Source organism: Eubacteriales bacterium mix99 (assembly GCA_038396605.1).
Taxonomy (GTDB): Bacteria; Bacillota; Clostridia; order Caldicoprobacterales; family DTU083; genus UBA4874.
In genome coordinates, this window is sequence record CP121690.1 from 77,071 (window position 1) to 97,828 (window position 20,758).

Below are 20,758 nucleotides of genomic sequence, written 5' to 3' on the forward strand. Positions count from 1 at the left end.
AGTTCTTCCCTGCGATATCCTCCAGAAACCCCCGAATGCTCGCCGATGGGATCCCCTGCTTTTCCGGTGTGGATCGTGGCAATTTACTCATGGGAAAGGTCCTCCTTTATTTTTCGAAACCCTTCATTATAGATTGCGGTTAACAATTTACTTCACCAGCTCCTGTATCTCATCCGCTGCCCGGTCAATATCCTCATAGCTCAGTGCATCCGATACCTGCAGGCGGATTCTTGCCTGACCTTCCGGCACGACCGGATAGCAGAAGCCCGTTACATAGATGCCATGCCCGAACAGCTGATTGGCAAGCCGGACAGCCTTCGGCGCATCATAGATCATAATGGGAATAATGGCACTGTCGCCCTCCAGAATATCAAGTCCCCTGTCCTTCAGCTGCTTTCGAAAATAACGGGTTTTCTCCCTCAGGGAACGTACGATCTCCGGATGAACCTCCAGATACTCCAGGGCTGTTCCGGCGATGGCGGTCAACACCGGCGGAAGGGAATTGGAGAACAAATGTGGGCGCGAAGCCTGAACACACAAATCGATGAGAGATTTTCTTCCTGCCACAAAGCCGCCCCCGGCACCTCCCAGTGCCTTGCCGAATGTGCCGGTAATAATGTCCACCTGACCCTGCATATGATAGTATTCCGCCGTTCCCTTCCCCGTTTCACCGATTACCCCCGTGGCATGGGAATCATCCACCATCAGGACGGCATCGTATTTGCGTACCAATTCCACGATTTCCGGAAGCCTGGCAATGTCCCCCTCCATGGAAAACACGCCGTCGGTAAGGACCAGTCGGACCGAGCTGTCCTTCGCTTCCTTCAGCTTCTCCTCCAGATCCGACATGTCGGAATGTCTGTAAATCGCCTTGTTTACCCCTTTGGCAATCAGTCTGCATCCGTCCACAATGCTGGCATGGTTCAGGGCATCGGAAATCACTGTATCACCAGGCTGCAGGAGAGCAGGTATCACCGCAGTATTGGCACTCCAGCAGGAAGAATAGGTAAGCGCCGCTTCCGTCCCCAGGAATCCGGCAACTTTGTTTTCCAGATCCCTGTGAATATCATAGGTACCGCAGATAAACCTTACACTGGCCCCGCCTGCGCCGTATTTCTGAAGCGCCTGGATGCCGCTTTGGATCAGCTCTTCCTTGTCGGATAACCCCAAATAGTTATTGGAACATAGTACCAGAACATCTCCCTTATCTTCAATTCGGGTATGGGCACTCATCGGGGACTCCAAATACCGGTATTCCTTGTACGTCCCGTCATTTTTCATTTCCTTCAGCTGGGTCCGGATCCTCTCGTACAGTTTTTTGCTCATGAATATCCCTCCGTTTTTACAATATATTCATTTTTCAAAGCTATATCTGTGTGGTATCAGATGGGACAGCAGATTCCCTCACCCAATTCATCACCACCTTGCCGGAAGAACCGGATGCCATTGTGTCAAAAGCCTCCTGATAATCGGTATAATCAAAGCGATGGGTAATCACCGGCGCGATATCAAGACCGGACTGAATCATGGACTGCATCTTGTACCATGTCTCAAACATTTCCCGTCCATAGATTCCCCTGATGGTAAGGCCGCTGAAGACAACCTTATCCCAATCAATCGCGGTCTGTCCTTCCTGAATGCCCAGCAGCGCTATTTTGCCGCCGTGGCACATCACATCGATCATACTCCGGAACGCACTGTCATTGCCCGACATTTCCAGGCCCACATCAAATCCTTCCTTCATTCCCAGCCTGCCCATGCAGTCTTCAATGGAATCGGTACGGATATTCAATGCGGCTGTGACGCCCATTTTCTTTGCCAGTTCCAGACGATAGGAGTTGATATCCGTTATGACGACATGTCTTGCCCCCGCATGTCGTACAACGGCTGCGGCCATAATACCGATGGGGCCCGCGCCGGTAATGAGGACATCCTCCCCCAGGACAGGAAAACTCAGAGCAGTATGTACGGCGTTGCCAAGAGGATCAAAACAACTGAACAATTCCTCAGGAATGGATTTGTCACAGTACCACACATTGGTCTGCGGGATTACAACATATTCGGCAAAAGCGCCGGGACGGTTTACACCGACTCCGCTGGTATCCTTGCATAAATGCCTCCTTCCGGCAAGGCAATTGCGGCACCGGCCACAAACCACATGTCCCTCCCCGGAAACCAGATCGCCGGGTTTGAAATCCGATACATTGCTTCCCACTTCATCAATGACCCCGACAAATTCATGGCCGATGGTAAGGGGAGTCCGGATCGTTCTCTGAGCCCATTCATTCCATTTATAGATATGAATATCGGTACCGCAGATCGCTGTTTTCCGCACCTTTATCCGGACATCGTTGATTCCGGTTTCCGGAACAGGCACCTCGTCCAGCCAGATTCCGAGTCTGTCATACTTTTTTATTAATGCTTTCATCATCCTGCCGGTGCTCATGTTCATTCTTCCTTTCTATATTGAAATGGGTGAAATGTTGGACAGGTTGCTATTTACTTCCATTATATTGTACACGGCACCGTAAGTCAATCCTTACATTCCATGAGCGTATGCACTGCGTGTTTCTGATCCATCATAATCTGTTTTCTTTGTGCCAGGCCGACGGATAGAAAGCATCACAAAAAAATCTAAAAATTTTAAAAATGTCAAAAAGAAAAGAAGGATTTATGTAGGAAGTGTCGAATAATTTAAAATAAGAAAGAAATAAGATGAAGCAAAATGGAAGGACCATGCATGGTAGAATCCCACATCATCTTATCTCCTTAAAAAAGCCTTCCATTTCTGTATTTCGTTCGTATGAAAAAAGAGCAGTCCTCTCATATCTGTACTGCTCTTTTTTCATATTCTCTTTCATATCTCCATTTTCCGCTACTATCTTCCTGCATGATCTCTTCCATGAATTTTCCAAAAAGGTTCGCTCGGCTCCGGACTTTCGACCTTTACGAAATCAAATCAATGTTTTCATATAGGAAATAAAAGAGGGGACAGCAATTTCCGGCTCCGCAAGATCCGGATGCCATTTCTTTTCCCATTCCAGAGACAGGTACCCGTCATAATGATGCTGTTTCAGGATATCCAGACTCTCTCCAATGGGCAGATCCCCTTCGCCGACCAGACACAACTTCGCACGGGGCCCCTTCCCCCTGGAATCCTTGTAATGGGTATGTCGGATATATTTTCCTAATCGGTCATAGGTCACAGCCATAGGCTCACCGAAAGCCTTGTAAGGATGATTGACATCCCACAGCACCCCGACTGCCGGGCTGTGAGTATGGGAAAGGACAGCAGAAAGATCATCGGACGCTGCAAAATCCCCATGGGTCTCAATCAGGACGCAGACATTTTTTCCTTCTGCATACTCTCCCAGCTCCTCCAGACATTTGGCCACCCAGCGTATGGTATGCTGCTTTTCATCCGGATTCGGAATATTGTTTCCAAATACACGTATGTACGGGACTCCAAGCTCCTGTGCAAGATCGATGGTCGCCTTGCCTTCCTCCATGTTTGTCTGGTAGCCCGATTCGTCATGAAGACTGCATGAAGTATCCAGACAGATGATCTCCAGCCCCTGCTGTTTTAAATCCTTTTTGGTCTGCTCCAGGTTTTCCGGCAGAAAAGGTCTTGCTTTGGGGAGAAACATTTCCCCCTCTATCCCGCGGATCTCGATTCCGTCATAACCAAGACGACCCGCTTCTTCCAGGATTTTCTCCCAGGTCCATTCCGGACAGGACAACGTGGTAAACGAAAACTTCATCTGGCACCCTCCTCTTGGCGTATACAATTCGTCCTGTGCATATTATAGCTTATTTTCCAGAATACCACAAGGTAAAATCCAGTTATGTCCAGTTCCCATCAGGCAATACCGAGCTCATCCAGGCTTTTGTGAAGGCGCTCAAAAAGCAGGCCTGCCACAAACCATGCCGGTGCAAAGGAAAAATTGATATAGCCGTTCATCGCAAACTTTCCCGTATAATGCCAGGGACAGATCCCAAACAGGGAATCCATCAAAAAGCCACTGATGTACTCAATGCAGTAAATCAGCAGGACCCAGATCAACCCCCGGATTCCCCATGGCAAATGAGCAATGCGGTCATGGATCCGCTCAAGGAATACGGCACATCCGTAAATAAAAAACATCCAGATACTGGTATACCCTGAAAGCTTGTAGTTGCCCTGGAGCAGGGAACCGAGACCCGTCCATATGATCTCAATTCCCCAGCCGGTAAAACCATATAAAATAAATCTTTTCAACATGCCGATATTTTACCCAAATATGAAAATATTAGGTATGGTTTATACTATGGAATATTCTTTCTTTCTCAAAAAGCCATAAATACAGAGTTGCCGGGTAACCGATCCTGTCCCATTTTCAAAAAAATAATCACCCTGCGGTAGCAGGATGATTATTTCAAAATAGTCAGATGGGGTGATAATCTTCTTCATCTCTCCATCTATAGAAGATGGAAAATTCTCAACACGTTTGTTAAAAATCAAAATGATCCGGATCGCTGCCGGTCCGGTAATTTTGATTCAAATCGCTGATAACATCCATGTCCTCCTGCGATAATTCAAAATCAAATACCCTGGAATTCTCGATAATCCGATCCTTATGAACGGATTTCGGGATGGTAACGACTCCATTTTGCAGATCCCAGCGCAGTATGATCTGTGTCGGTGATTTTCCGTATTTTTCTCCCAGCTGCTTCAGAACAGGCTGATCCAGTTGTCCATGAAGCAACGGACTGTATGCTTCGAACTGTATTTTTTTATTCTTGCAGAACTTGCGCAAGTCTACCTGAGTCAGCAGCGGATGAAACTCCACCTGGTCCACCATGGGAATAACATGAGCGCTTTCCGTCAGATCATCCAGATGATGGGGATGGAAATTGCACACTCCGATTGCCCGTACCCGTCCGTCTTTATACAATTTTTCCATGGCGCGCCAGGAATCCTTGTATTTTCCCTTCACCGGCCAGTGAATCAGATACAAATCCAGATAATCCAGCTTCAGCTTTTCCATACTGCGGTCAAACGCCTTCAGGGCAGAATCATACCCCTGATCCCCGTTCCACAGTTTTGTCGTAATAAACAGCTCTTTCCGCGGCACTCCGCAGTCCCGGATCGCATTGCCGACTCCCTCTTCATTGCCATAGACCGCAGCTGTATCAATGGACCGATACCCGGCTTCCACGGCATATTTTACAGCGTTCTCCACCTCCTGGCCGTCTTTCGCCTGCCATACGCCAAGGCCCATGACGGGCATTTTCACGCCATTCTGCAATGTTACGGTACTGGTCAGACTGTTCAGCATTCCCTGCACATCCTTTCTCTCATTTTGCAACTCTGTTTTCCGGTATGTTATCCTTTTGTTCTTTCCCTTATTCCTCTCATGGTTATGTAAGGGCACTGTTCCTTCTGCACCCTATTCCCATCGTCTCTTATTTCATTATTATATACCACATATTGCAGAGGCTGAAACAGAAACATGAAAATTTAGCCACTTTTTTCTATTTTTTCACCTTCAGCAAAAAAGTCCGGATTTCATACGGCCGGATTTCAAAGGAAAAACTGCTGCCCTTCAACGGAATCTCCGCCAGGGGCTTTTCCATCAGGTCACACTCGATGACTTCCTCCAGGTCCCTGAAGAACGTCAGATTCACCTTACTTCTCCGGTTGTAGCATTCATACATCCGAACGACAATCGCCCCGCTGTCTTCTGCTTTTTTAACCGTATCAATGACCACATTGGGGCAGTCCACCTTGATCATGGAGAGGTTCCCCGGCAGCACTTCACTGCTGTCGCTGCCGTCTCCCCGGCCAATCGCCGTGTGCAGGGGCACATTCAAACGGTAAGCCATCGGTACGGTGCCTCCTTCTCTCCAGCTTTCCGCATGGGGATACAGGGAATAGGTAAATTCATGCTCGCCCCGGTCCGCCTTCGGATTCGGATCCATGCCGGATTTCAAAAGTGTCAGACGCATATTGCCGTCCCGGATATCATGACCATATTTGCAGTCATTCAGCAGACTGACACCGTAACCATCCTCCGACAGATCCGCCCATTTCTGCGCGCAAACTTCAAACCTTGCCGTATCCCAGGAGGTGTTCCAGTGCGTGGGCCTTTCCACGTTGCCAAACTGAATCTCATATGTTGCCTTATCAGAATGCACATCAACGGGAAAAGCCGCTTTCAACAGAATCCGATCCTCTTTCCAGTCCACATGGGTTTGAAAATCGATCCTTGGAATATCCCGGTACAGGATCATATCCTGCACGATGGTGGAGTCCAGAAATTTCCTTGTAATGCGAAGTCTGCCCCGGATCGGTCCTGTCTCCAGAACCTCCATTTCCTGCACATCGTCCACTTCCCACATTTTCTCCTGGTAGTAGATATCAATGTCCCAATTGTCAAAACTCATGGGCCGGTCCTCGAAAGCCTGGATCACATTGCCTCTTTCCTTTCCCGAAAGGACCTGCCGCCGATTCTTTTTGTCAAACAGGGAGATAATGGTTCCTTTCTCATCCAGTTCCACACGGAAAAACGGATTTTCCATGCAGTTCTTTGTGATGCTCAGATCCCCCTGACAGAGGGATGCCTCCTCCGGCTTCCCGGTATCCGCCCCGGATGCCTCCCGAATCCGGTAGGCCCGGTATCCTTTCGCCGGAATATTTTTAATATAAACAAGTGCCCTGTCGGCATCCCCATCCTTTATGATCTGAAACGGCACAACCGCATCGTCTTCGTCCCATATTTCAGGATCCTTCATGCCTTCGGGCAGTGCAAAGGATGCCATATCGTCCCGGGGAAAGGACAGGGTGTTGAATATGACCAGCGTAAGGTCCTTCTGCGGATCCTTTTGGCGGATATGACCGGCAAGGAACTGAAGCGATGTATGCAGCAGCTCCCGGCCATTTGCCAAAATCTTTTCATATTGCCTGTGGGAATCCTGGTACACTTCATAAATGGCGGATCCCGGTATAATGTCATGGAACTGATTCAAAAGGATTTTCTCCCAGCCCAGGTTGATCCGGTCCTGCGGATACTCCCTGCCAAAAGCACTGCAAAGGGAAGACAGCATCTCCACATCCTGATACAGCAATTCACTTTTGCGGTTGAACCGCTTGTTCTTTGCCATGGAAGTATAGGTTCCGCGGTGATATTCCAGATACAGCTCCCCTACCCATTTGGGAAGGTGCTTATTCCCACTCACTGTTTTCTCCAGTTTATGGAAATAGTCCCGGGCCGTCCCCATCTTTACCTTCGGACAGCCAGGGATTCCCTTTGCCATCCTTCTGGCATTTTCCAGCATATCAATGGTCGGACCTCCGCCTCCGTCTCCATGGCCGAAGGAAATCAGAACGTCGTTGTTGATCTCCTTCTGCTGGTATCTCTGCCAGGCACCCATGACCTGGGACGGATTCAGATAGCCGTTATAAGTGGTAAAGTGGGATTTAATCTCCTTCTGGTAATCACATGTCGTGACAAAATGGGTCAGAATCTCCGTACCGTCGATACCTTTCCATAGAAAGGTATCGTAGGGAAGCTTATTGAACTGGTTCCAGGCAATCTTGGTCGTTGTAAAGTACCGGATACCCGATTTTTTCATAATCTGGGGAAGAGCGGCACTGTAACCGAACACATCCGGAAGCCACAGGATTTCATTTGTTACGCCGAACTCCTTTTTAAAAAACCGGGTGCCGAAAAGAATCTGACGAACCAGGGATTCCCCGGAAGTGAGATTGCAGTCCGCTTCCAGCCACATGGCGCCTTCCGGCTCCCACCGGCCTTCCCGGACCCGCTCTTTGACTTTTTCATAGACTTCCGGATGATCTTCCTTTAAGAATTGATACAACTGAGGCTGGCTGGACATAAACAGATATTCCGGATATTCCTTCATCAGCTTCAGCACGGTGGAAAAGCTCCGGGCCGTCTTTTCCCTGGTCCGGGCAAGGGTCCACAGCCAAGCTACATCAATATGGGTATGCCCGACGCAGGTGGCAATGACATCCTCCTGTCCGCACCTTTTCCCGTAAAACTCCGACTCCATAAACTTCCGTGCCCGTTCCACGGATTGATAAAAATCTGTGGAGCCGGGTTTGCGCAAATCCAGCAGATTTACCGTATCGTTCAAGGCGTTCAGAATATCCACCCGGTTTTTATCATTCTCATCCAGCCGGTCGGCAATCTCCAGCGGCACGGAAAGATCAAACCACAGATCCTTTACGTTTTCTTCCAATGCAGCGACAGTCAATTTCAAATCGTCTATCCCATCGGTATATGCAGAAAGATCAATCTGGACAGTAACCCCCTTCTCGGCAGAATGATCCAGAATCACCACTTTGTGATTCCCGTCCACCCCCTGGACAACCTCATCGTTCACATACAGCAACAACTGAGGATTTCCTGCACCCCAGCCGCTGCCGCCCGTCTGGATCCGGATCACCACTGTACGTCCATCCAATGCATCCGGCATCTGAAAAACCGTCCGAAACCAGGCATGGACACCCCGGCCGCCCCAGCTGCCGCCGGTTTGGTAATCCTGCCACGGGGAAGGATCCTGCTCCGCATCCTGCAGAGTCCGAAAATCCCCTGTCTTCATTTGAAAGGATCGAATTTCCACTGCATCGGAAAACATCCGGCGCATCAGTTCCTCCATCACTTTTCTGGTGCGCTCCATTACAAAAAACATGATCTGCCCCCTTCTTGTTTTGATCCCCGCTCCGCAGCAGGAACGGAGATCCTACGGATTGAATCAAATATATCATAACATAACAGGTATGGAATTACAATTTTTTTCGTCATATTTCCTTGAAGTAATGGTACCCGATCCTAATATATCATGACATGACATATGAGCACGTGCAGGACCTATGTTGGTTCCTGATTTGCCTGCTGTCTGCCAAAACTCAGCAATTTTCTTCGGATACAAGCAGCCATCAGATAATCTCCAGTGCATCATCGTCCGGCAAAGGCGGAAATTTCTCTGCCGGGAGGGTTTGATACCAATATGCCACAGAAGAAATGTCATCCTGCAGGGGCAGATAACGGCCGCCGCTTCTCCAGCCCAATGCCTGAACCGTGACCCTGAGATCCGTTTCAAAACGAATGGGATCCGCAATATGCCAGCGGTACATGCCGAATCGGGTCTGGGAATTGTATACACCGTCCGGTCGGATCACCTGAGGCAATCCGGCATAGGCAGTCGAAAACTCTTCGTATTGATGAGTTGCCTTGTTTTCAAAATTATAGGATCCGCAAAAATAATCCTCCGTGCCGGTGCCACAAATGGTGGGATACGCACGGTCTTCGTCCAGGTAGAATTTGACTTCCCCTTCTCCCCACCAGCCGTTATTGTTGGAGCCCCAGCACATATAGACGCCTACATACTGCCCTTTCCCGTGAACTCCATCCAGAATGGTATAGACTTCTCTGTAGGGCAGAGGATTTACCCTGCGGAACCGGGCATGAAAATACAGTGCATCTACCGGTACCTCCGTCAGGCAGTAGTCAATCTGATAATAAATTGTGGATACCTCATCCGTCCGGTTCTCCAAAGTAATTCTGCATCCTTTCCGGAAGGGCATCTGCCAGTAGCAGTTGAAGGCACTGCCAGGATTTACACAGACTGCCAGGGAATTCACAGGCGCATAAACGCCCCACCCGCAGGCAAAAAAATCACCAATGGGACACTCCACAGACGGATTGTCCTGCCCGTCCCAGTATATGCGGAGAATCAAATGCCGTAAGTTTCCCACCGGAGTCAGCCAGATATGCTGAATACAGCCCGGTCCGTCTATCCCGGCCAGAGAAAAGGTACTGTGGGGCCTGATATGGATGAAAGGGTTTACCTTCCAACCCTTGCCCAGCTCCCGGGCCGGCGCTCCTGCCGTTCCGTCTGCCAGCTCACATCGGGCACCTCCGCCCTTTTCGCCGGTAAGGTTCTCCGGGCTGATGGACCTTGTTTTTGCGTTGGATGCCAGAAATAAATTGCTCATGTTGGTTCCGATTCCGTGAAACATCATGCGACTCCTCCTTATCCATACGAACACACGATTACAAATAAATTATAAAGGAATCGCCCGGAAAGTCAATGATATTCGGCACGCCGCCTGCCCCTCGCCAGATAAAACGCACAGCAGAGCAGAACGGCCAGCAGTACACCGCAGCTGTCGATCAGCATATCCCGAACCTGGCAGCTTCGCCCGGGAACAAACAACTGATGCAGTTCATCTGTTGCCGCATAGGCCATGCCGGCCGCCTGTGCCCTGAGACCTGTCCGCAAGCCGCTCCGGGGAGACGGTCTTCTGGAAGCCGGGCGGAATGCTGCAAAAAACAAAGCCCCCAAAACGGCAAATTCCAGAAAGTGTGCTGATTTTCTTACAAACAAATGCAAATCAAAACGATCCGTATTGATATTTAAAAATCCTGCCATTGATTCGATGATCTGTGTGATTCCCCCGCTCATCCGGGAAGAATCGTTCCCCGGCTGATGGGAGAAGGCAAAAATGATGCACATCCACAGAACAGGGAGAGTCCATACATACCTGGTGTTTTTCCTATCCGTTTGTTTCATTCCGTTTTTTTGATTTTCCTTTCAACTTAAAAAAAGGGCCTGCACTGTTGAAGATATCAACAGTGCATGTCCCATTGGCCCGATTGGATTGGAGTTACTCCCTGCGCAGGACTTTGGGCTCTTCCGGTTGATAGAACCAGATCCAGCATGCAGAAGCAGATGCCATGGTAGCAAGGAATGTCAGGAAACCAGCACATACGGTTGCGGCCTTCACGATGGACTTTTTCACGCTCTAACGCCTCCTTTCCACGGATTAAATTTTATTAAGAGAGAATCCATCCAGCAGATGACCCGGTGCATCACCGGGGTAATGCTGAGCGCCTGCCAAAGCATTCCCAGCTGTATGCAGACAAGGAACTGAAGTGCCATTTCCGAATCCGCTTTCAGATGAACCTCCCATAATATCGCAGTAAGCAGCTCTGCTGCCATTACAAAGAAGAAGGATGATTTTTTCAGCCGATACCGGGTATCCGGATTTTTGATCCTTTTGTTCGGACTGTCCGCCGGTGCATACCGATACAGGAAAACGAGAATCAAAGCAAGGGCTCCTCCTTGAAAAAGAAGAGCAGGCATCCGTGATGAAAAAAGCAGCACATACTTCACAAGAAGGGAAAGTCCTCCAAAGATCAGAACACTGAGTACCGCACAGCGATAGGGGGAAGTGGCGTGCACCCCTCCGGAAAATTGACGCAACAGGGCAGCTGTCAGTGACAGGACGAGAACCTCCGGCAACGATCCGGCCAGAATACCAAACAGAACAATCAGAAGAATGGTAAACAGGGTTTGCAAAAAATTCAGGGCACCATATTCCAGAACTTCCCGATGGTCCTGGTCCAGATTCAGAATAGCAGCTGTCTTCGATGCAATCGCCTTGCTGGTCTTTTCAATGATGGACATTTCAAACCGCCTTCTCCTGCAATTCCCTTATTTACTTATTTATATTTACATATATTCTCTTCGACACCGCTCATGAAATTCCTTCCACATAAAAGAAAAAACTATAAAAAATGATGAATTCTCACCATTTTTTATAGTTCCTCCTGCAAAATAAGGCCATCTTCCATCCGGCAATCATTTTTTGTACTTGCCGACAACCCGTCTGCCGATGGAATCATATAGAACCGGTGCCTTTTCCGCATCCTCCAGACGGTAACAGTTTCTGCCGTCCAGGATAATGGGAGTGCGCATCCGCTCCGCATACCCGGACAGACTGAAGTCTGCGATCTCCGGCCATTCCGTAAAGATGAAGCAGATATCCGTATCGTTCAGTGCTTCTTCCATGGATTCGCAATAGGTGATCCCGTCGGGGTAAAGCCTGCGGAAGGAGTCCATGCCGATGGGATCCCAGGCCCGGATATCCATGCCGTCCTCCAGCAGGATCGGTATATTGGAAAGAGAGGGAGCCTCCCGCAAATCATCCGTGCCCGGCTTGAACGTCAGGCCCAGAGCCGCTGCCTTCAGCCCGTTAAAATCTTCATAATACTGTCTGGCCTTCTTGATCAGCTTGATCTTCTGATTTTCATTGACCTCAATGGCTGCCTTCACCGTTTTCAATTCATAATCATGAAAACTGGCCAACCAGTGAAGGGCCCTGGTATCCTTTGGAAAGCAGGAACCGCCGTATCCGATACCGGGTTTCAGGAATCGGCTTCCGATCCGGGGATCCATGCCCATGCCGGTGACCACATCATCCACGTTGGCACCGATCACGTCACAGACATTGGCGATTTCATTGATATAGGACACCTTCAGGGCAAGGAAATCATTGGATGCGTATTTTATCATTTCCGCACTCCTGCGGTCCGTGACAACCAGAGGCCGGTCAAAGTTCCGATAAACATCCCGCAGAACCTTTTCTGCCTGTGGGGATTCCACTCCAATCACAATCCGGGAAGCGTGCAAGGTATCCCTCACTGCCGTACCCTGGGCCAGAAACTCCGGATTGGAAGCCACTTCAATATTCAGGCCGTCCCTGACGCGTTCCTTCAGAAGTCTCTCAATCCGATCATTGGTTCCTATGGGAACAGTGGATTTGATCACAACCAGGGAATCCTGCTCCACGCTTTTCGCAATCTGCCCTGCCACTTCATAGACATATTTCAGGTTGGCGGAACCGTCCTTTTTCTCCGGAGTGCCGACACCGATGAAGATGACCTTCGCAATCCGGTAGGCATTTTGATAATCTGTGGTAAAGGTCAGCCGTTCCCGGTTCTTTTTCATCAATTCCTCCAGTCCCGGCTCATAGATAGGGGATTTCCCGGATTCCATTTTCCGGACTTTTTCCTCATCAATATCAACGCATACCACGTCATGTCCCATCTCTGCCAGGCATACACCGGTAACCAGCCCGACATATCCGGTTCCTGCAACTGCAATTTTCATAAGCATCATCCTTCGTTTCCCTTAAATTTGGACTGCTGCCGTCCGGAACCCTGTCCCGGCCCAAACCGGTCATCAAAACAGAACCGAAGTTCCTGCAAAGCAGCCATTCCCGCAAAATACGACATATTGTTCCCGTATGTACTAGGATATCAGATTCCGGACGTTTTATGAAGTACAATATTTTACATTTGTTATTCAAATACGGCATTGATAAGACGGATTGGGATTGGTATAATAAGGCGAACAGGAGGAACATGAAATTGTTTTTAGCAGAGAACTGGAAAGATTATGAACTGATCGATACCGGAGACGGGGAAAAGCTGGAGCGTTGGGGAAGGTTTGTATTGCGGCGCCCGGATCCCCAGGTGATCTGGCCCAGGGCATCCGATGACAAGTTCTGGAACATTGCCCATGCCCGCTATCACAGAAGCAATACGGGCGGCGGTTCCTGGGAGTATTTTTCGAAACTCCCGGAGCAATGGGGGATTTCCTGGGAAAATCTGACCTTTCATGTAAAGCCCATGGGGTTCAAGCATACCGGAGTGTTTCCGGAACAGGCCGTTAACTGGGAATGGATCATGAAAAAAATAAAGCACAGCAGCCGCCCTGTCCGGGTGCTGAATCTGTTTGCCTATACGGGCTGCGCCAGCGCTGCCGCAGCCTGCGCCGGCGCGGAAGAGGTCTGTCATGTGGATGCGGCAAAGGGAATGGTCACCTGGGCAAAGGAAAATCTTCGGTTGTCCGGACTGGCAAACCGGAGAGTCCGCTTCCTTGTGGATGACGCTGTAAAGTTCGTACAGCGGGAAATACGCAGGGGCCGACAGTATGACGCAGTGATCATGGATCCTCCTTCCTATGGAAGAGGTCCCGGGGGAGAAGTCTGGAAAATCGAAAACAAACTGTATGGTCTGATCGAGCTTTGCAGAAAGGTGCTCTCCCCCCACCCTCTGTTCTTTCTGATTAACTCCTATACCACTGGCCTGGCGCCTACCGTTCTGTACAACCTCCTGACCCTTTCCATGAAAAAGGAATATGGAGGAGCCGTCACATCCGATGAGGTGGGACTGCCCATTACCCGTTCGGGACTGATCCTGCCATGCGGAGCGTCCGGACGCTGGGAAGCGGAGGCGGAAAAATGAGCCAAACCGTCTTCTCTCCCCCGATCCCTGTATTATACGAGGACAATCATCTTCTGGTCGTGGAAAAGCCGGTGAATATGCCATCACAGGGAGACGCATCCGGCGATCCGGATCTTTTGTCCCTTCTGAAGCAGGATATCAAAATCCGGTATCAGAAGCCGGGCAATGTCTATCTGGGGCTGGTGCATCGTCTGGACCGGCCGGCAGGCGGAGTCATGGTCTTTGCCAGAACCTCCAAGGCCGCCGCCCGCCTTTCGGACCAGATCCGGACCCGTGCATTCGGGAAAGTCTACCTGGCAGTGGTCCGTGGTACACCAGGGGACAAAAAAGGGCGGCTGGAACATTGTCTGCAAAAAGACAGGACAACCAACATCGTGCGGACGGTATCCCCGTCCGTTTCCGGAAGCAAACGGGCCGTTCTGGACTATCAGGTGCAGGACAGCAAGGGGATTCAAACAGGGGATTCCTGCAATCCGGGTTCCCTTGCCCTGGTCCGCATCCGCCTTTGGACCGGACGCTCTCACCAGATACGGGTTCAGTTTGCTGCCATCGGACACCCCCTTTACGGGGATCAGAAATATGGCGCTGATGTGAACTCTCCCGGGCAGCAAATGGCACTCTGGTCCCATCAGCTTGTTTTCCGGCATCCGACAACAAAAAGGGAGATGGTATTTACCTCCCATCCCCCGGATGTTTTCCCATGGAATTTATTTGATCCCCGCAAGTCCCAATGAACCGGGATCCCAAGCCACAAAAGATCGGAATCAGATGGAATTCAGATTTCCTTCAGAAGCTTCTTCAGGGAATCATAAGCCAGGGTAAACGCTTCTTCCCCCGTCAATTTCTTTCCGATCTTTCCTCCCTGTTCCAGATCGGAAAAGCCGACAAAATTGGTTAAATGAGGTTCCAGCGACAAATATCCATGATATCCGCTTTCCTTCAGCTGCTTCAGGATCTCTTTCACATGACCGTCTCCGTAGCCTGCCGGAACCACAGTTCCGTCGCTCCATCGGGCGTCCTTGATATGAACATACTCCACATAGGGCTTCAGCATCTCATATGCTTCCAGGGTATCCTGCCTGACCTGAACAAAATTGGCAAAGTCAAACACTGCCTTAAAATGATCGCCGTAAAAATTCTTCATGATTTCCAGACATTCCGGGGCCTTTTCCCCGTAAATATTCTTTTCATTCTCATGAAGCAGGATAACATCATTGGAAGCCGCATAATCCACAAACTGCCCCAATCGCTCCAGAACCGCTTCCCTGTATGCAGTCCGCTCCTCTCCCTCCGGGATAAAGAAGCTGAATATCCGGATATAGGGAGTCTCCATCTCATGGGCAATCTCCACCGTGTGCTTAAACTGCTCCATATGCGGTGCAAAATCGTCCGCAATCCCAATTTTGCCGATCGGCGATCCCACCGCCGAAAGGCGAATCCCGCCTGCATCCAGACGTGACTTAATTTGTTTTACCTCTTTTATCGGATAGTCCACCAAATTTTTGGCGTCCGCCCTGCGCATTTCCACATGAGAAATTCCAAGCTTTTTCAGGACCTCCATCTGTTTGTCCAGCATCGGATCAATTTCATCTGCAAATCCGGTAATTGTAACACAATCTGCCATTTCCACCCCTCCATCTGTTGTTCCCTTTATCTTTTTGTTTCCTTTATCTTTCATCTCTTTCCGGACTTGTTATCCCGGATCCGTCTTGTTCATCTGTGCCCCGGAGTACTTTTCCCGTTTTCTGTCTTTCTTCCTTTCGTGCCCCGCCGGTCTGCTCCTGCCAGATGGAAAGTCCCTGACGGGCAAGGATAATGGGAACAACCTGATAGCCTTTCCCCTCCAGGGCCCGGATCAGTCTGCGTTTTTTTACCATATCCCCATCGGTCAATGCGGTGACGGTCCCACCGTCTCCTCCCGCTCCGTTTACCTTACAGCCCAGCACATCAAATTCCCTGCAGACAGCTATCACTTCCTCAAAGGAATCGCACACCAGCTCCCGATGCATCCGGCGCTGAATCTCCGTATTCTCATCCATGGTCCGGCCCAGTGCGGAAAGGTCTCCCGCAATCACCGCATTTCTTGCTTCCCGGGCCAGAATCCGCATGGCACAAAACAGCGGATCCTCCGAAGCATCCTGCCCCATTCTCCGGATGACTTTCTGATGTACTTTATCCGAATTGTGAGGCGCACCGATATAAATCAGCAAAAGGCATTGTCCCAGCTCCCACCATATCTGCTCCGGAAGGGACACAGGGGAAACAGATGCATAGGGATACCTTGGTATTTCAATATAACGGATCCCTCCATAGGCAGACGCCAGCTGATCCTGTATGCCGCTTTGCTGCTTTAACTTTACCGTCTCCGCCTGATGAGCCAGCCTGGCCGCCTCTCCCGCAGACAAATGTCCTTCGTTCAAAGCATCCAGCCCGCCGATCAGGGCAACGGAAATGGCACTGGAAGTCCCCACCGAGGCTCCCGGAGGCATGGCAGAATAGACATTGATCTCCAAGGACATCTTTTCCGGTATGGGAATGCTTTCAATGGATGCATCAATCAACGGGTGTATCCCATATTGAATCCTGTTTGGAAATTGAGTATAACGGTAATCAAAATTCTCAAGATAAACCCTGATTTCCGGTTCCCCGACTGTGGGGAAACACTTGATCTGAACCTCCGCACCGGGATACACGGCGATGCTGAAAACATTGCCGTACCTTGCAAACCAGGTATCCGTCCAGCCCCCGATATCACAGATTCGGGTCGGAGCATAAGAATGAATCGTTTTTATGGGATTTTCCATCTCTTTTGCCTCTCATATTAATATTTGAATCATACCATGTTTCCCATGGAAAATCAAGGATTTCCCCTTCGTTTTCCCCTTCCGAAACCAGCCGGAAAGCGAAAATCATTTACCGGCGACTTTACACCAGGCAAAAAATTTGTTAAAATGGTTGAAAATTGATTTATGGCCTGACAGGAAAACACGTCAAAAGCCGGATTCAGATTACCGGCTGCGGCAAACAGGCCTTTTGCCGCAATCACGGGAGGACATTCGTCTTGAAAGGATGTCGGAAAGCGGGTAGTGCTTGTATACCCATGAAGTGATGCCACGTAAGGGAACGCTTTCGTCTCTTGCAGGAGTGCAGTCAGACGAAAGCTTTTTTGTTTTTCGAAGAAGCCTCTCCGGGATTCCGCAATATATCAGCATATATCAACAATATATCAAAAGTGAGGAGAATGATAATGAGCCATTATATGGAAACGGAAACCGTCCAGGACAGTCCTCTGTATGACAACGCCGCCGGGACCGGAAAATACATATGGAAGCACGATATCCTGATCGATCTTACCTTTCCGCAGGTATTGGACCGTGTCACAGAGGAGTTTCCGGACCAATACGCCTTCCGTTATTCCACCCTGGACTATATCAGGACCTATTCCGAATTCCGGGACGATGTGCATACTTTTGCCCGTTCCCTGATTGCTTTGGGTGTGGAACCGGGGGATCAGGTTGCCATCTGGGCCACCAATGTACCTCAATGGTTTATCACATTCTGGGCAACCACCATGATCGGAGCCAATCTTGTTACCGTCAATACCTCCTATAAAATCCGTGAAACCGAATTTCTGCTCCGGCAGTCGGATACCCATACCTTGGTGATGATGGATGGCTTCAAGGACTCTGATTATATCAGCATCATGAAGGAGATCTGCCCCGAGCTGGAGACCGCGCCTTCCAGAGAACCTCTGCATACCAAACGCCTTCCCCGCCTTCGCAATATCATTACGGTGGAGTCCAGTCAGCCGGGATGCATCACCTGGGAGGAAGCCGTCTCCCTGGCAGAAAAGGTACCGGAGGAAGAGGCGGAACGCCGGGCAGACGCCATGGACAAGGATGATATCTGCAACATACAGTACACTTCCGGTACCACAGGCTTCCCCAAAGGCGTCATGCTTACTCACTATAATGTGGTAAACAACGGAAAATGCATCGGGGACTGTATGGATCTGTCCACAGCCGACCGCATGATGATACATGTACCGATGTTTCATTGTTTCGGGATGGTATTGGCCATGGTGGCTGCCATGACCCACGGCACAACCCTGTGTCCAATGCCCTATTTCTCGCCAAGAAGATCCCTGGCATGCATCAACAAGGAAAAAATTACCTGCTTTCACGGAGTCCCCACCATGTTCATCACCATGCTGGAGCATGAGAATTTTCCAAAAACCGATTTTTCCCATATGCGGACCGGCATCATGGCCGGCAGTCCCTGTCCCGCCAGGGTCATGCAGGACGTGGTGGATAAGATGAACATGAAGCAGATCACCATTGTATACGGTCAGACCGAATCCTCCCCCGGGTGCACGCAAAGCCGCGTGGACGATCCCCTGGATGTCCGGATCAATACGGTGGGGCGTCCGCTTCCCCAGGTGGAATGCAAAATTGTGGATACGAAAACCGGTGAAGACCTGCCGGACAATGTAGACGGGGAATTCGTCGCAAAAGGTTACAATATCATGAAGGGATATTACAACATGCCGGAAGCCACGGCTGCCGCAATTGACGAAAATGGATGGCTCCATACCGGGGACCTGGCCAGGCGGGACTCCAACGGGAATTACATCATCACCGGAAGAATCAAGGATATGATCATTCGTGGCGGAGAAAACATTTACCCCAAGGAAATTGAGGACTTCATCTATACCCATCCCAAGATAAAGGACGTGCAGGTCATCGGCGTACCGGACAAGACATACGGCGAGGCAATCATGGCCTTTGTCATCCTGAAAAAGGGCGAGGAAATGACAGCAGAGGAAGTCAGGGAGTATGTCCGCTCCCATATGGCCAGGCAGAAAACGCCCAGGTACGTCAGCTTCGTAACGGAATTTCCAATGAATGCAGCAGGAAAAATACTGAAATATCAGATGCGGGAAGATGCCGCCAAAAAGCTGGGACTCCAATCCGATGACCAGATCATAATGGCATGATATTCCGGTACAGCCGGTATGGTATGATATTTCCGGCGGGTTCTTTGTCTCCTGTCTCCCCGCTGTCTCCCTTCTTGCATTGGGAGGGACATTGTGGTATTGTTTTCATGGCCGGCGACACAGAATAGGAGAATATTATGAGCAGTAATAATGATTTCAGGGAATTGGGCCTTTCGGAGCCTATTTTAAAAGCTTTGAACGGGATGGGTTTCGAAGAGCCCACGGAGGTACAGAAGAAAGCGATCCCCCATATATTGAGCGGGGAGGATGTGATTGTCATGTCCAAGACCGGCAGCGGAAAAACGGCTGTTTTTGGGGTATCCCTTCTGCAAATGACCGATCCGGAAAAGCCGGGGCCCCAATGTCTTATATTGGAACCGACAAGGGAACTGGCGGTTCAGGTGGACAACGACCTGAAAAAAATGGCAAGCCATCTTCCGCACCGTACCACGGCAGTATACGGCCAGCACAACATGAATAAGGAAATTCAGGCTCTTAAAAGTCCCATTTCCATGGTTACCGGCACTCCCGGCAGAATTTATGATCACATCCAGCATAAAAACCTGATCACAAAAAACATTCGCTTTTTGGTATTGGATGAAGTGGACCGGATGATGGACATGGGCTTTATTGGTCAGGTTCGCAGGATCATCCGCACCCTTCCCCCAAATCGCACCACCCTTCTTTTCTCCGCCACCATCCCCGGGGAAATCCGCAGACTGTGCAGTGCATACATGAATCATCCGGCTACCATCGAAATCGAATCCAAAACCATGACAGTGGACACCATCGAACAGAAACATTACCGGGTCCGGAGAAACGAAAAGCGAACCCAGTTAAACCGGATTCTCCTGATGGAACGTCCGGAAACGTGCATGATTTTCTGCAATACCCGTGCAGCAGTGGACCGGGTGCAAAACTTTCTGATCCGAAAGGGTTATGACTGCCGCTCCCTCCACGGGGATATCCCCCAGGCAAAACGTATGAGAAACATTCAGCAGTTCAAGAGAAGGGAATACAATATCCTGGTTGCCACGGACGTGGCTGCCCGCGGCATCGACATTGACAATCTGTCCCTGGTCATCAACTATGATGTTCCCGAAGAACTGGACGGTTACGTCCATCGGATCGGCCGGACGGGGCGGGCAGGACATGACGGCCATGCCATCAGCCTGGTAACCGGTGAGGATATTATGACCCTGTATGAAATAGAGGAACATATCGGCACCCTGATTCCGGAAGCGGACCTGCCGACGGATCAGGATCTCGCAAAATGCAGGGAAGAATCCCACCGTTGGATTCAGCACAATCGGATAAAAAGCCGTCCTGTGCCGGTCTCCAGGTCCAAAGGCGGGAGAAAAAAATCATCCCGCAATCCGTCTCCTCAAAGACCTCAAAGACCTCAAAGACCGAAATCCCGACAGGGGCAAGTTCACAAAGCAAAAGAGACAGTGCCGGAAAAAAAGCCCATCGAAAATCCCGGGCAGGGAAAAAGCCATCCGCCTGCTCCTGATAAAGTTTCCGAAGCCAAAAAACCTCAGGAAAAACCTTCCGGAACATTGAAAAATTCTGCCAAAACACAGCAAAAGACTGCCGAGAAATCTCTTCTGCATCGTATTACCGGACGGCTCTTCGGAAAATAAGCAGACTCCATGGCAGG

Annotated in this window: 16 protein-coding genes and 1 pseudogene; 4 read left to right on the forward strand and 13 right to left on the reverse strand. The window is 49.9% G+C overall.

All coding sequences use genetic code 11. From position 1 onward, the window contains the following. Positions 1–147 precede the first annotated feature (147 nt). From QBE55_00285 to QBE55_00335, 11 genes are all read right to left on the reverse strand, one after another. Positions 148–1,326, reverse strand: a complete 1,179-nt coding sequence (locus tag QBE55_00285; protein WZL78647.1) for a glycine C-acetyltransferase — start codon at positions 1,324–1,326, stop codon at positions 148–150. 40 nt (positions 1,327–1,366) lie between these two features. Further along, on the reverse strand, positions 1,367–2,446 hold the full coding sequence (tdh, locus tag QBE55_00290) for an L-threonine 3-dehydrogenase (protein WZL78648.1): 1,080 nt from the start codon (positions 2,444–2,446) through the stop codon (positions 1,367–1,369). A gap of 508 nt (positions 2,447–2,954) precedes the next feature. Next, positions 2,955–3,761: a sugar phosphate isomerase/epimerase gene (locus QBE55_00295; protein ID WZL78649.1), complete on the reverse strand. Its 807-nt coding sequence runs from the start codon at positions 3,759–3,761 to the stop codon at positions 2,955–2,957. Between the two features lie 98 nt (positions 3,762–3,859). Further along, the gene (locus tag QBE55_00300) at positions 3,860–4,261 is read right to left on the reverse strand and encodes a hypothetical protein (protein ID WZL78650.1); all 402 of its coding nucleotides are present in this window, start codon (positions 4,259–4,261) and stop codon (positions 3,860–3,862) included. Positions 4,262–4,490: 229 nt separating this feature from the next. After that, entirely contained in the window at positions 4,491–5,318 is an 828-nt protein-coding gene (locus tag QBE55_00305) for an aldo/keto reductase (protein WZL78651.1), read from the reverse strand. A gap of 196 nt (positions 5,319–5,514) precedes the next feature. After that, positions 5,515–8,697: an alpha-mannosidase gene (locus QBE55_00310; protein ID WZL78652.1), complete on the reverse strand. Its 3,183-nt coding sequence runs from the start codon at positions 8,695–8,697 to the stop codon at positions 5,515–5,517. 247 nt (positions 8,698–8,944) lie between these two features. Beyond that, on the reverse strand, positions 8,945–10,027 hold the full coding sequence (locus tag QBE55_00315; GenBank protein ID WZL79823.1) for a DUF2961 domain-containing protein: 1,083 nt from the start codon (positions 10,025–10,027) through the stop codon (positions 8,945–8,947). A gap of 68 nt (positions 10,028–10,095) precedes the next feature. Beyond that, positions 10,096–10,581, reverse strand: a complete 486-nt coding sequence (locus QBE55_00320) for a VanZ family protein (GenBank protein WZL78653.1) — start codon at positions 10,579–10,581, stop codon at positions 10,096–10,098. A gap of 94 nt (positions 10,582–10,675) precedes the next feature. Further along, positions 10,676–10,810, reverse strand: a complete 135-nt coding sequence (locus tag QBE55_00325; GenBank protein WZL78654.1) for a cyclic lactone autoinducer peptide — start codon at positions 10,808–10,810, stop codon at positions 10,676–10,678. Then, the gene (locus tag QBE55_00330; GenBank protein WZL78655.1) at positions 10,807–11,478 is read right to left on the reverse strand and encodes an accessory gene regulator B family protein; all 672 of its coding nucleotides are present in this window, start codon (positions 11,476–11,478) and stop codon (positions 10,807–10,809) included. The genes QBE55_00325 and QBE55_00330 overlap by 4 nt, the downstream gene beginning before the upstream one ends. A gap of 174 nt (positions 11,479–11,652) precedes the next feature. Then, on the reverse strand, positions 11,653–12,963 hold the full coding sequence (locus QBE55_00335; protein WZL78656.1) for a UDP-glucose/GDP-mannose dehydrogenase family protein: 1,311 nt from the start codon (positions 12,961–12,963) through the stop codon (positions 11,653–11,655). A 260-nt stretch (positions 12,964–13,223) separates the two neighbouring features. Between QBE55_00335 and QBE55_00340 the strand changes: the two genes are divergently transcribed. Both QBE55_00340 and QBE55_00345 read left to right on the forward strand, forming a co-directional pair. Then, the gene (locus QBE55_00340; GenBank protein WZL78657.1) at positions 13,224–14,102 is read left to right on the forward strand and encodes a class I SAM-dependent methyltransferase; all 879 of its coding nucleotides are present in this window, start codon (positions 13,224–13,226) and stop codon (positions 14,100–14,102) included. Continuing rightward, positions 14,099–14,836 (forward strand): RluA family pseudouridine synthase, encoded by a 738-nt coding sequence (locus QBE55_00345; GenBank protein WZL78658.1) that lies wholly within the window; start codon positions 14,099–14,101, stop codon positions 14,834–14,836. The genes QBE55_00340 and QBE55_00345 overlap by 4 nt, the downstream gene beginning before the upstream one ends. A gap of 41 nt (positions 14,837–14,877) precedes the next feature. Here QBE55_00345 and QBE55_00350 read toward each other — a convergent pair whose 3' ends face one another. Together QBE55_00350 and QBE55_00355 are read right to left on the reverse strand one after the other, a co-directional pair. Then, positions 14,878–15,726: a sugar phosphate isomerase/epimerase gene (locus tag QBE55_00350; protein WZL78659.1), complete on the reverse strand. Its 849-nt coding sequence runs from the start codon at positions 15,724–15,726 to the stop codon at positions 14,878–14,880. A gap of 43 nt (positions 15,727–15,769) precedes the next feature. Further along, positions 15,770–16,906, reverse strand: coding sequence for a hypothetical protein (locus QBE55_00355; GenBank protein WZL78660.1), 1,137 nt, complete (start codon positions 16,904–16,906; stop codon positions 15,770–15,772). Between the two features lie 443 nt (positions 16,907–17,349). Here QBE55_00355 and QBE55_00360 point away from each other — a divergent pair. Both QBE55_00360 and QBE55_00365 read left to right on the forward strand, forming a co-directional pair. Further along, positions 17,350–19,098: pseudogene (locus QBE55_00360) on the forward strand (AMP-binding protein). A 137-nt stretch (positions 19,099–19,235) separates the two neighbouring features. Beyond that, positions 19,236–20,741, forward strand: coding sequence for a DEAD/DEAH box helicase (locus tag QBE55_00365; GenBank protein WZL78661.1), 1,506 nt, complete (start codon positions 19,236–19,238; stop codon positions 20,739–20,741). Positions 20,742–20,758: the final 17 nt, after the last annotated feature.

What these genes read in the sequence shown, in the direction of transcription:
- QBE55_00285 (WZL78647.1), bottom strand. Translation starts at nt 1,326, where the DNA reads ATGAGCAAAAAACTGTACGAGAGGATCCGGACCCAGCTGAAGGAAATG.
- tdh (WZL78648.1), bottom strand. Translation starts at nt 2,446, where the DNA reads ATGAGCACCGGCAGGATGATGAAAGCATTAATAAAAAAGTATGACAGA.
- QBE55_00295 (WZL78649.1), bottom strand. Translation starts at nt 3,761, where the DNA reads ATGAAGTTTTCGTTTACCACGTTGTCCTGTCCGGAATGGACCTGGGAG.
- QBE55_00300 (WZL78650.1), bottom strand. Translation starts at nt 4,261, where the DNA reads ATGTTGAAAAGATTTATTTTATATGGTTTTACCGGCTGGGGAATTGAG.
- QBE55_00305 (WZL78651.1), bottom strand. Translation starts at nt 5,318, where the DNA reads ATGCTGAACAGTCTGACCAGTACCGTAACATTGCAGAATGGCGTGAAA.
- QBE55_00310 (WZL78652.1), bottom strand. Translation starts at nt 8,697, where the DNA reads ATGTTTTTTGTAATGGAGCGCACCAGAAAAGTGATGGAGGAACTGATG.
- QBE55_00315 (WZL79823.1), bottom strand. Translation starts at nt 10,027, where the DNA reads ATGTTTCACGGAATCGGAACCAACATGAGCAATTTATTTCTGGCATCC.
- QBE55_00320 (WZL78653.1), bottom strand. Translation starts at nt 10,581, where the DNA reads ATGAAACAAACGGATAGGAAAAACACCAGGTATGTATGGACTCTCCCT.
- QBE55_00330 (WZL78655.1), bottom strand. Translation starts at nt 11,478, where the DNA reads ATGTCCATCATTGAAAAGACCAGCAAGGCGATTGCATCGAAGACAGCT.
- QBE55_00335 (WZL78656.1), bottom strand. Translation starts at nt 12,963, where the DNA reads ATGAAAATTGCAGTTGCAGGAACCGGATATGTCGGGCTGGTTACCGGT.
- QBE55_00345 (WZL78658.1), top strand. Translation starts at nt 14,099, where the DNA reads ATGAGCCAAACCGTCTTCTCTCCCCCGATCCCTGTATTATACGAGGAC.
- QBE55_00350 (WZL78659.1), bottom strand. Translation starts at nt 15,726, where the DNA reads ATGGCAGATTGTGTTACAATTACCGGATTTGCAGATGAAATTGATCCG.
- QBE55_00355 (WZL78660.1), bottom strand. Translation starts at nt 16,906, where the DNA reads ATGGAAAATCCCATAAAAACGATTCATTCTTATGCTCCGACCCGAATC.
- QBE55_00365 (WZL78661.1), top strand. Translation starts at nt 19,236, where the DNA reads ATGAGCAGTAATAATGATTTCAGGGAATTGGGCCTTTCGGAGCCTATT.